A 12,262-nucleotide genomic window follows, 5' to 3' on the forward strand; every position below is an offset into this window, starting at 1 on the left:
ATACAACAATGACAACTACTTACGAAGCACGAAATGAAAATTACTCGTTAGTCGTCGAGTTAAAAGAAGGCTTAATCTTATCCGCTCAATGTAATTTGGACAGCCAGGAAGCCACCAGTTTTTGCCAAACTCTGTTAGGCATGAAACTAGCTGATGCAGCATATTATGGCGCCAAAAAAGTAATTGAGTCGTTACCTAACGCAGCACAGGGTATTGCCTTCGTTCACCATCATGAGGACCTAAGTGTTCTGGACTTGCTTATCAAACAAATCTTTGCTGAATCAGACGAGCCAGACAATGGACGTTATGTGCCAAAAGAGTTAAAACAATGGTTAAGCAAAGACAAACAAAGCCAGAAAGATATCATTAACAAGTCGCTTAATGAGTTTTTTGAAGGGAACTCTTTATACCAATTCGAAAAAGTATTCGTTCAAAATAAAGACGCTACAATTATTTTAGATTTAACCAGTATTTCACCTAAAAACCAGTTTCAAACACTTTTGGTTCGAATAGAAAAACACATTAGAACTGCTTTAAACGGCGCACCAATTATTCTAACTATCGAGGAGTTAGCCGATGCCAACACAAAACGAAGATAAGTTTATACTCGACGCAACAAAACTAGCGTGGCACCAAGATAGAATCGAGCATTGGCGTAAGGGCAATAGAATTGCACCTATCACAATTGATATGGCGTTGACAAGAGCCTGTAACTACGGCTGTCACTTCTGTTACGCTCGATTACAAGAAAATGATAGGTTCGATATTACTCGAGAGCACATTGATAACTTTCTTGAGGATTGTCAGGAGTTAGGCGTTAAGGCTATTTCTCTTGTCAGTGACGGTGAAAGCACTTTATCACCCCACTTTGAACACACCATTATTCGTGGTTCACAGCTGGGTATTTCAATGGCAGTAGCCTCACATGGCTACAACTTTAAGTACGACATGTTAGAGCGAATCCTCCCTCATTTAACGTATTTACGTCTGAACTTTTCAGCGGGTGAACCTAAACGTTACGCCGAGATCATGGGTGTGAAAGAAAAACATTTTCATCGTGTTGTCGATAATGTAAAAGACATGGTTGAGATAAAAAAGCGCCTTGGGTTAGACGTTACTATCGGTCTTCAAATGGTGCTAATGCCCGAAGATGCAGATCAAGTCGTTCCATTAGCAAAACTTGGTAAACAAATTCGTCCAGATTACGTTGTTGTTAAACACACCAGTGACAGTGAAGATGGGCAGCTTGGTGTTGATTACTCAAAATACGCAGAATTAAATCATATTCTTGAAGAGGCTGAATCCTACAGTGATGACGAATATCAAGTGTCTGTCAAGTGGTCAAAAATTAACGCTGAGGGCAAGCGCAGTTACCAGTGTTGCTATGGAGCAGCTTTCCAATTACAAATCTCAGGTTCAGGCTTAGTAGCTCCTTGTGGCATGTTGTTTAATGAAAAATACAAACGTTTTCATGTCGGCAATATTACGACTCAACGTTTTAAAGATATAGTATTAGGCGACAAATATTGGGAAGTGATGAAACATCTTGGCTCGATGAATTTTGATGCGCAAACCATGTGCGGCTCTTTGTGTTTACAACACAAGCCAAACGAATATTTAGATAAAATTGTTAAAGGTCAAGTGCAGCTAGAAAAGCCAACTGGCCAGCCACCAGCACACTTAAACTTTATCTAACTAGCGTTAGTAACGGTTAGTTGAAGCCGACAATCACGGCGCCGGATATGGTAAGTCTGAACGTTAATCTGCTGCTGGCGACAAAACTGTAACGCAGTGGGACCGCTTCATTTTTGTTGTTCAAATAAATTGAGCCAGTCTTGTATGTCTCTCCGTTGATGTTGCTGTATGGTGTTCTCCTCATCAAAGAGAACCCCATGCCGTAGCTAATCTATGAGTTGAATGTGGGGGTTACCAGACGAATACACCGGATGCTTACAAACAATAATACACAATGCTTTTTTCAATACTCCAATGTTTCCTGATGAGCAACACCCAGTATATTCAAAGCACTAAAAAGAGATTCTCTTCCCTAACAGCAGGTAAGAATCTAAATCGTTCATCTACCCCGCTCACCATCTCTTCTTCACTCAAGTACTCACGCGTGAATGCTTTATAATAATAAGACTCATAACACATAAAGGGCGACAAGAAAGTAAGCTCCGCTAGGTACTCAGACAAGACATCAAGTGACTCTCTTTCAGTGAGTTTAGGCACCACCACTTTGATTGACGGAGTACATGTCGCGGCATTTAATGCAATAAAAAACGCGTAGTTTTCTTTAGTGCCAAAACCCTCGAAAAGATAGTTCTTGTTGCTGAAGTACTGAGGAAAGTAAACGAGTAAGGCGTCAACGTCTTCTCTTAGCAACCTATCTAAATCCTCTTGATTCGTTACAATCAAGCACAGCTTTTCTCCACTTCGCGGGGTAAGCGCAAGGTTGTCCTGATAAAATTCTATGCGAAGCTTTTTACTGGTTGGCGAAGACTTGTTGAACTGCACGCCAAGTAAGCTTGCAGCGCTCTCTAATGCTGTTTTAGCGTACTCACTATATACCGTTAAGCTCTGCCCAACATAATATTCAGGCACTCTGATCTGAGCACGCTCCAGTGGGCTACAAGATATGAAGTCGAGTTCGTAAGGCGCAACTTCCATACTCGCGCTTGTGTCAGCCAAAAACAATATCCACTGTTCTCTAATTCCGTTAAGAAGCTCTAAACATTTCGCATCGTCTGACATATTCAGTGTTTTACTTAATACGGTATTTACGTAATTCACCGAGCCGTGCAGGTAATAAATCACTATCGGCTTATCGTCTCTAAACAGATCGATAATAATTTTTCTACTGTTTATTATCGCTTTTTCTGCGTCAGCTCTTTCTTTGAACGGTTGACTCATGGCTTTTTTAAGCAAACTAAGACCGTAAAGTAAATCGCTGTTTTTTATGTTCTCATTAAAACGCTCAGCAAAAATACGCTTATCGAGTGTTTGGTGTGCCGTATTTTCTAACCAGTCTATTGCTTCTGCTTTTTTGTGACCGTCTGACAAGATCAAAATATTTTCAGGCTCTAACGGAATGGTACCTTTTATTTTGGCGCCGTCATTCAAATTATAAACATCAACATCCGTACTGGCGTTACCTAGTGCCAACTCAATAATGGTTTTGGACATTTTGAATTCGTACTTAGTGTTGACAAAAGGTCTCAAGTTGCCCTCTACCGTTAACGACGTATTGTAAGCTCGTGCATATTCGATGAGTTCCTCTCCATCCTCTAAATAGTAACCAGATTGTTTTGAGTGATGGTGTCTGAAGTCAACGAAACCTAAATCGACGCCAAAGAGATAAATTTGTTTAAACCCGAGTTCTAACGCGCAATCAATCGCAAAGTTAGAAACCGTAGGGTAAGAATATTTTAATGAGACAAATTCGTGTTCACTAAACAAAGATTCTAGAATGAGCGTTGCTGGCTCCCCTTTCTTCAATGACAACAACGCGTTCTTATAAGCATTGATGACATCGGGGTGAACACCATTGCCACTAATAAGGGTGATTTTTTTTAGATATTCTTTGTCATCTATTCTGACCAACCAGTCGTATGGCGACCTGTTTACTTCCAAATCAACGTGATAATCGGGCACGATGTGGTTTTTATGCAGTACTTGTAAGGCCGTGCCACAGCTAATGACTATCGCATTAGCATGCTCTTCTTTCAAAATAGGAAGAAGATTATCTAATGATGGGCCATTGCCTACGATAAATACCGGCACGTCATTGAGAACGTGCGGCTTAGTTTCACTTTTTAACAAGTACTTGAAATTATTTTCGACTGACCATTTGCTATGCGACACGATATATCGAGAGTTTTCAAAATTATCACTTAGCCCTATAACGAGCCTTATTTCTTCTCGTAAGTTATTCAACGTGGGTTCGAGAACGTCGTTATCATAGCTTTTAAACAAAAACATGTTTGCCAAGTTATAACTGCCCACCCTATCGAACTGAGTGAGAAAGTCGCGTACTAAGTTTGAACCATCGTCACCGATGTTGAGATAAATACTGCTTTCGCTGGCATCCATTTTTTCAAGCAGTGCTGTCCAGTCTATCGAAAATAAAGATGCATAGAAAAAGTCACGATTAGGCTCATAAACAAACAGTTTGCCTATCTTGTGGGCGTTCAATAAATACTGAAGCTGATAGCCACTGCCGATGCCGAATAGCAGTAACGATTTTATATCGTGATTTAAAACAGCACTATCAGTTGTATACTTTTTAACTTCGTTTTGAATTCTTACAACAGTGCGATAGTGAAAATGAGGATACAGTTTTCCACCAGTGTAATTTAGCACCAATTCATCTCTGCTAGGGTTGTCTTTAAACATTGCATAAATGTCTTCAGACTCTTTTTTAGCATTGTCGCCGAGTAAAAACGTTTGGTGCTTCATGTTAAGCAAATTGACTTCGCCGGCCGGGTTAGCCACTACTTGCCAATGCTGTGGGGTATATTCTGCAAATTCATCAGCTATTTCGGGAAAGTACTTTTTAAAAGCCTCTAGGTTGCGTTCGAACGTAGTGCGATCAAGGTTATCTGAGTTCCACGACACTGACGTCACTACAGGTGTCCACTTGGGAACATAATTTTCAAAGCGGGTATATTTTACACTTGACCTAAGATCTCTGCTTAAAGACCAGTTATTGGATGCTAACTCGTCGCGGATATCATCAAACTCGCTGCAGTGATAATGAAAATAAACCAATGACGATGAGATACCAAAGGCGCTGTGTAGCTCATTTAAGTCTGAAAAAAGCGATTTACCATTATTGGGTATTTGAAGATAAAGCGATACGTTGTTTCTTTTCGCGGTATCAAAAATGGCTGGCCACACACCAGCATAGAGTGAACAAACCAAATAATCCATATCAGGTTCATAAACCAAGATGTGCTTAATATCAGTAGTGTCAAGAAGTTTAAGAAGATGTTTCCCCAGCCCGACGCCAAACACAACTAAAGCTTTTTCGTTTGAACGAGAAGAGTTTCCAATCGATTTGCTTCCAAGAGTTATTAGTTTTAAGTGCTGTGGGTTAGCCAGAAACAAATCGACGTGACTTGAGATTGATTCTGATACTGTAGAACCGTAGAAAACCGTCCCTGAGCTTGATTCTACAATGTCGACTTCACCATCCTTATTAACGAACACTGAGTTATGCTGGAATGTGTAGTTTTTGAGCATCTTATAAATAGGGGGAACGATGCGCTGAAAGCAAGCTAGGCTTTTATTGTAATTTTTAGTAATGACTGGAAGTAACGCTTCCTCTTTTTCTAATTGTGCTTGGTCGTCTTCTATAAAAAGCTGAATGGCTTTACGCATTGTTATTTATATCTCTTAACTGCATGTTTCGCTCGTTTGAGATTTATTACCTCACCTTTTGCTTTTTCAAGCAACTGTAATGTGAAAACTTCTAAGCGCTTATTCTGTTCAAGTTCTAGCGTTACGAACCGTTGCTTGTGCTTCCCGGCTAGTTTACTTATCTCCCGAGTAACAAGTTTGTGTCTTATCGCAACAAGTCTAAGTAAAGCCGTTAACTGGTTATCCGAGCCCCCAAGCTCTTCCTTTATTTTAGTGTTGACTAAACTCAAAAAAGGAGGGGTAAGAGTGTGAGTGAGACATATTTCTCTGTCATCATCCATTCGAGGCAGCCATACTCTTTTTCTCGTATGCTTCTAATTTAGCGCTTTCAGGTATAGAAACCCAAGCATCTCTTATTGGTTCTAACAAGCTATAAGCTTCATCTAGTTTAGAAACATCGTTATTAAAATGACCGTCATTTACAGTCTCAACAATATAATCATAGAGTGCATATAAATTTTCAGCGATCTCCCCACCGATATCGATATCCAATGTATCTCTTAAATACATTAAGATTGATGTCGCTTTGGTGACAAATTTAGCCTTATTAACAAAATCTTTTCGCTCTACCGCACCTTTTGCATATGCTATCCTATCCATAGCACCTTGAAGAAGCAATAAGGTAAGCTTGTGGGGATCAGCAGCGGCAACATCCTGTTTTACACTGTTTTTTTGATAAGCATTTATACCACGTAATGACATAATTTTTTCTAAACCTCTATGACTGCAGTGCTGCAAATAAAGCTGAGCCAGTCTGATTAAGCTGAGCTATGGTTTTATCTAAATTTAAGTATCTCGCTCGCACAGTTTCTTCGAAACTAGCCATTCTCAACTCCAATGTCTCTCTCGCTGTATCAACACTTTCTTTTTCATCACGAGCACTGCGCTCTCTTAAACTAATCAAGCCACTCGATGAAGAGTACTGTTCAATCAATTCATCAAGCCTAACAGCAATACCGTCATTCTCTTGGTTGAACAGAACAGAAATATCGTCGAAACTATCCTCAAGAGCGGTATCAAGTCGTGCCTGACCGGTACCCTGTCCAAAATCGGCGGAGCCTATTTCCAATCTGCCGTCTTTATTCAACTCTATTCCCAACTCAAATAAGCTGCTTACTGATGAACCTGAAACTTCTTCACCAACTATAGTAGATATTCCTAACTGTAACCCCCGCAACAGTGAGTCCCCGGCTAATGGACCATCACTATCCTCTTCAGTAGCTCCGTACCGAGTAAGCTTTTCTATTTCATCTATTAATGAGTTGTAGTTACTGATAAAGCTTTTGATGTTCTCCTCTACACCTTCTTTATCAAAACCAATAGTCAATTTGGTTGCTATTTGTACGCCGTTATTGTCGCTCGGAGACAATTCATTGACGGTAAATGACACATTTTGAATAGTATTTTCGAATTCGTTACTAGCGCTCTGCACCTCTATTCCATCAATTACTGCAACGGCGTTCCTAGCCCCTTGAATATTGTTGGCATCGATATTATTCGTTCCACCGGTGGTTGATACCCGATCAAGTTCGGCATTTCCGGTATCATTCGTTATTACCAAATCATTACCGGCCCCAGCTTTTTCAGACTGAATGACTAAGCGAGGTCCATCGTTAGTGCCTGTATCAATAATATTTGCAGTAACGCCAAAGTTATTGTCTGAGCTATTGATCAGCTCTCGAAGTTCAGAGAGCGTTGTCGCAGCGCCTATCTCAACTGTGAAGCTGTCATCGGCACCGACGCTGAATGTTAAAGAACCAGTTCCAGAAGATAATAAAGTGTCAGAACTGGACACAAATGCACCTGGGTCTGTGGTAATTCGACTTCCTGAGGCCAATTGTTGCACAGTAATATTATACGAGCCACGCAAAGCTGACGTGGAAGCGTCTGCTGATAGGGTATCATTTTCTTCGAAAGGATTAGTTACAGAGGCTTGACGACTCTTAAGGTTACTGCCGTTGCGTAGTTCTTCAATTGCATTTTGAAAGTCTGAAACTTTAGACTTAATTTTTCCTAACGCTGAGATTTCAGCATCGACAGCCTTTTCTCTAGCGTTAATACGATTTTCTTTTGGTTGCCTTTCAGCAGAAATGAGCTGTCTTACTAAATCATCAAGCGCTAAACCCGAACCAACACCAAGAGAACTTATTGACATAACTCACCTCATACTAAACTTTATTGTTTATGAATACTCCAACACTACTTCCGATGTCCTGCTGCAAATTTTGAATACGCTCTGCAAGCATCAGTATTTCCTCTGAAGGTATCTGTCTGATAACATCTCCAGAGTCAGAATCAAGTACAGTTACTACTGACCGTTTAGTGTTTTCGTCTATAGAAAACGATAAGTTGCGATTTTGTCCTTGTAAAAAGGACTCCACTCGAGAGATCGCATCACCCAATTCACCATCGTCTTCTACGTTGTTATTTGTATCGGACGTAGTTTGAAGAACTTGAGACAAATTTTGTGTTACGTTTCTTAGGCTTTCTGTATCTAAAGGCACAGACTGTGAACTTCCCTCATTACTGTTACTGACTTCACTTTGCTGAACCCGTGGTGATTGGGCTGGCATTTCCACCTTGACGGGTAAAGCAGAAGCAAAAACCTGACCACTTTGAGTATTTTGAATATCCATCAACGACCTCTCCACTCAAATGACAAAAAGGGCGCCTACGATTGAGTAAACACCCTTTGCTTTTTTACATTAAATATACCATTCAAAAGTAAACTTAACCAAGTAAAGACAACGCTGCTTGAGGACGCTGATTTGCCTGACTCAAGACAGAAAGAGATGCCTGCTGAATGATTTGGTTTCTTGTCAAGTTTGCCGTCTCTGATGCGAAGTCTGTGTCTCTGATTTGTGCACGCGCCGCAGTTACATTTTCAGAGATACTACCTAAGTTTCTAATCGTAGATTGAAATCTGCTCTGAATAGCACCTAACTCGGCTCTGGTTGAACCTATTGTCGAAATTGCAGCATCAACTTGTGCCATAAGTCCAGATGCACCGCCAGCACTCAGCACATCGCCCGTTACCGCTAGACCAGTAGCGCCGAAACCGTTAGCGTTAGCGATTGAAATATCGATTTTTTGGTCTTCATTTGCGCCAACCAAAAAGCTAGCACTAAAACTACCACTCAGTATTGTCAGCCCACCGAATTCTGTGTCTGAACCGATACGAGACATCTCCTCTTTTAACGCAGTGACCTCTTCGTTAAGCGCTACCCTATCAGCGGTGCTATTTATACCATTTTGTGCTTGTACTGCTAGAGTTCGGATGCGCTGTAACGCATTAGTAGTCTCTGAAAGTGCGCCCTCAGCAGTTTGAGCTACAGAAACTCCGTCATTAGCATTGCGACGAGCTTGATCCAAACCTTGAATTTGAGACGTAAGTCTATCAGAGATCTGAAGGCCCGCAGCATCATCCGCGGCACTGTTGATGCGGAAACCTGACGATAAACGTTCAAATGATGTGCTTAGCGAGTTACTTACGTCAAATAACTGGCGTTGTGCGTTCAATGACGACACATTTGTATTTACGAATAAAGACATAAACTACCTCCTGGCGATCTGACGCGCTACTTCGCTCCGTCAGATCCTTTCAGTTCGAATTGAATCGGTCACTACTCCGCTTCAACCCCCGTTCAAAAGTAAATTGAATTACCCCTCAACAATGTTATCGACAGCATTCTGAACTTCTTTAGTATTTTTTTATTATTTTTCCGCTTGATTCTTATTGCACTGATTTTAAAAGATTTATTTGCAAGGTTTTAAATCAACAATTATCAGAAAAGATAGATTTGATTCGACTATCGTGATTACTAGTGTAACGTTCCATTATCACTACTAAGAGAGTATGTTGCGGAGATTTTGATAATTTTGCATTGTAGGCAGTACATATGGTTTTAAAGTTATCATTTATCTCTCAGATAAATGATTTAGTTTCATCATTCGAACTTAAGTCATGGCACACAATATGCTTAAATTTAAATGAAACAGCTTATGCCTATCTACAATAGTTTTTGGCTAGGGGTTCGGCAACAATAAAAAAGGCCGAGACAAGAAGCCCCGGCCAATTTGCTCTAGTTAGGAGATTGAGCAAATGCTGTTTCGACCTACAAACGAATATTTATTAGGATGAACTGGCCTCTCAACCAACGCTTCTAATTTCTGTTTGTAGGCTTTTTGTATTGGTGGCGGCCGTATCGGCCGCCATTTTTCAATAGGGTATGACCTCTCAACTTCTTACCGTTATTCTGGGTATTCTGCCCTATTAACCACCTAATAGAGACAACGCAGCTTGTGGGCGCTGATTAGCCTGGGACAAGATTGTAGTGGTAGCCTGCTGCAATATCTGGTTACGGGTCAATTCTGCCGTCTCAGCGGCAAAGTCAGTGTCTCTAATACGCGCTCTTGCCGCTGAAACATTTTCCGAAATGTTTGCAAGATTTCTTATTGTAGATTGAAACCTGTTCTGGATTGCTCCCAACTCAGCTCTTGTCGAGCCTATCGCAGATATAGCGGCGTCCACCTGTGCCATCAGTCCAGAAGCACCGCCAGCGCTCAATACATCCCCAGTTACTGCTAACCCAGTCGCTCCAAAACCACCGGTATTAGTAATAGAAACATCTATTTTTTGGTCTACATTAGCACCCACCAAGAAACTCGCATTAAAACCTCCACTCAGAATTGTTAGCCCTCCAAATTCGGTATCTGTCCCAATTCGAGAAAGCTCCTCTTTAAGTGCTGTTACCTCTTGGTTCAGAGCCACTCTATCTGCAGTACTGTTAATACCATTTTGCGCTTGAATAGCTAGCGTGCGGATGCGCTGTAACGCGTTTGTACTCTCTTGCAAGGCTCCTTCAGCAGTCTGCGCTAATGATATACCATCATTAGCATTTCGCTGAGCCTGGTCTAACCCCTGTATTTGTGAAGTTAGCCTGTCTGATATTTGCAGTCCAGCCGCATCATCAGCAGCGCTGTTGATACGAAAACCTGAAGATAGACGTTCGAAAGCAGTACTCAAATTATTGCCTGTTGTAAACAACTGACGTTGAGCATTCAGTGAAGACACATTCGTATTTACAAATAAACTCATTTTCTTCTCCTAACAGTTCGAGTGATTGCGCTATTGATTTTATTATTTGCGCGTTTTATTAAATTTTTGGCACAGTGTATGCTTTATTTAAGTCGTCAGATTTATCTGACGCTTCATCTGCACACTACTGATGAAGTTTGCTCAACGGAGAAGTTATCTTCTCTTTGCTGGCTGGTGAGATTGATGTTCCAGACCTCAAACCTCTCACTATCTCCTGGTTTCATCCTCGCCCGTCAGCATTCCCCCTCAGCAAACCTTACTATTTATCAACATTTAAAGACAATTACTTTAGAAGTTTTTAAACTGCACTTTTTTCATTTCAACAGGTTGATTTTTCTAACCTTTAATCAAACCAAAATTATATACATTACGTATATATAGCCTTTCTCAGTGCCCTACTATTGTTATTATTAGCACCTGGGAAGTAAAACGTTCTTTATCCCCCCTTTGTAATAGTTATCGTCCTTTTACCGATTTTCCTTTAGCGTTTTTTGCACGCTAAGACAAAAAAAACACAACGTTTTAGAAAGGCATTATTTTTCATAGTGTTATAGACTTCTTAATAACTAAAAAATTGTAGTTAAGAAACAAAAAATAGGAAAATTGTGGCGCAGTTAGACCATGTGTTAGTTAGCCTGACTAGAAAATTGAGCTTATGCTTACTCAACAATAGGTTTCATAGCAAACTGAAAAGTTACACGGGCATTTTTATGAGAATGTCTAATGGGAGAATGTGTTCGGTAACATATTAAAATCTAAATACAAAAAAGCCAGCAAATTGCTATGAATTCAGTTGCTGGCAATTTTATATTTAACAAGTACCGGGGCACTAACCCTTGACTTCATTTTCGCTGTTGCTAATAACTTAAAGAAATTAACCTAGAAGCTGCAATGCAGCCTGTGGTCGCTGATTAGCCTGGGACAATACTGTTGTACTTGCCTGCTGAATAATCTGATTTCGGGTTAAGTTTGCAGTCTCTGTTGCAAAATCTGTATCCCTGATTTGAGCTCGCGCTGAAGAAACGTTCTCAGAGATATTTCCTAAATTTCTAATTGTAGATTGAAACCTGTTTTGAATCGCACCCAACTCAGCTCTGGTTGAACCTATTGTCGAAATTGCAGCATCTACCTGTGCCATTAGTCCAGATGCACCGCCAGCACTCAATACATCCCCCGTTACCGCAAGACCGGTCGCGCCAAAACCGTTAGTGTTAGCGATTGACACATCGATTTTTTGGTTTTCATTTGCGCCAACCAAAAAGCTAGCGCTAAAACTACCACTCAGTATTGTCAGACCGCCAAACTCCGTGTCGGTACCAATACGAGACATCTCCTCTTTTAGCGCCGTGACTTCTTCGTTAAGCGCTACCCTATCGGCGGTGCTATTTATACCATTTTGAGCTTGTACTGCTAAAGTCCGAATGCGCTGTAATGCATTAGTAGTCTCTGAAAGTGCTCCCTCAGCAGTTTGAGCCAACGAAACACCATCGTTAGCATTTCTCACCGCTTGGTTTAGCCCCTGAATTTGTGATGTTAACCTATCCGAGATCTGCAAACCCGCAGCATCATCGGCTGCACTATTGATTCGAAACCCTGAGGATAATCGCTCAAAGGAGGTAGTTAGCGAATTGCCAACATCAAATAGCTGACGTTGAGCATTTAACGAAGACACGTTGGTATTGACAAATAAAGACATGTTGTCTCTCCTACTTTTTAACCCAGCAACAGCTGGAAATCGGATTA

The 12,262-nt window shown here is 40.8% G+C and carries 9 protein-coding genes; 2 read left to right on the forward strand and 7 right to left on the reverse strand.

The genetic code is table 11. The features are described from left to right. Window positions 1-8: 8 nt before the first annotated feature. Entirely contained in the window at window positions 9-599 is a 591-nt protein-coding gene (locus tag BM528_RS10060) for a hypothetical protein (protein ID WP_071979684.1), read from the forward strand. Further along, window positions 577-1,695: a radical SAM protein gene (locus BM528_RS10065; protein WP_071979685.1), complete on the forward strand. Its 1,119-nt coding sequence runs from the start codon at window positions 577-579 to the stop codon at window positions 1,693-1,695. The genes BM528_RS10060 and BM528_RS10065 overlap by 23 nt, the downstream gene beginning before the upstream one ends. 324 nt (window positions 1,696-2,019) lie before the next feature. Here the strand turns inward: BM528_RS10065 and BM528_RS10070 are convergent, their stop codons facing one another. From BM528_RS10070 to BM528_RS10105, 7 genes are all read right to left on the reverse strand, one after another. Next, a complete protein-coding gene (locus tag BM528_RS10070; RefSeq protein ID WP_071979686.1) occupies window positions 2,020-5,382 on the reverse strand; it encodes a motility associated factor glycosyltransferase family protein in 3,363 nt (1,120 codons plus the stop codon). A gap of 312 nt (window positions 5,383-5,694) precedes the next feature. Then, on the reverse strand, window positions 5,695-6,123 hold the full coding sequence (fliS, locus tag BM528_RS10080; RefSeq protein ID WP_071979688.1) for a flagellar export chaperone FliS: 429 nt from the start codon (window positions 6,121-6,123) through the stop codon (window positions 5,695-5,697). Between the two features lie 16 nt (window positions 6,124-6,139). Then, on the reverse strand, window positions 6,140-7,576 hold the full coding sequence (gene fliD / locus BM528_RS10085) for a flagellar filament capping protein FliD (RefSeq protein ID WP_071979689.1): 1,437 nt from the start codon (window positions 7,574-7,576) through the stop codon (window positions 6,140-6,142). Window positions 7,577-7,589: 13 nt separating this feature from the next. Next, complete coding sequence (locus BM528_RS10090; RefSeq protein ID WP_083595257.1) at window positions 7,590-8,057, reverse strand: flagellar protein FlaG; 468 nt, start codon at window positions 8,055-8,057, stop codon at window positions 7,590-7,592. A gap of 94 nt (window positions 8,058-8,151) precedes the next feature. Next, entirely contained in the window at window positions 8,152-8,973 is an 822-nt protein-coding gene (locus BM528_RS10095; protein WP_071979690.1) for a flagellin N-terminal helical domain-containing protein, read from the reverse strand. Window positions 8,974-9,694: 721 nt separating this feature from the next. Beyond that, entirely contained in the window at window positions 9,695-10,519 is an 825-nt protein-coding gene (locus BM528_RS10100; RefSeq protein WP_071979691.1) for a flagellin N-terminal helical domain-containing protein, read from the reverse strand. An 874-nt stretch (window positions 10,520-11,393) separates the two neighbouring features. Beyond that, window positions 11,394-12,215, reverse strand: coding sequence for a flagellin N-terminal helical domain-containing protein (locus tag BM528_RS10105; RefSeq protein ID WP_071979692.1), 822 nt, complete (start codon window positions 12,213-12,215; stop codon window positions 11,394-11,396). Window positions 12,216-12,262: the final 47 nt, after the last annotated feature.

Origin of the sequence: Alteromonas sp. RW2A1 (assembly GCF_001886475.1) — a bacterium.
GTDB classification, from domain to species: domain Bacteria; phylum Pseudomonadota; class Gammaproteobacteria; order Enterobacterales; family Alteromonadaceae; genus Alteromonas; species Alteromonas hispanica.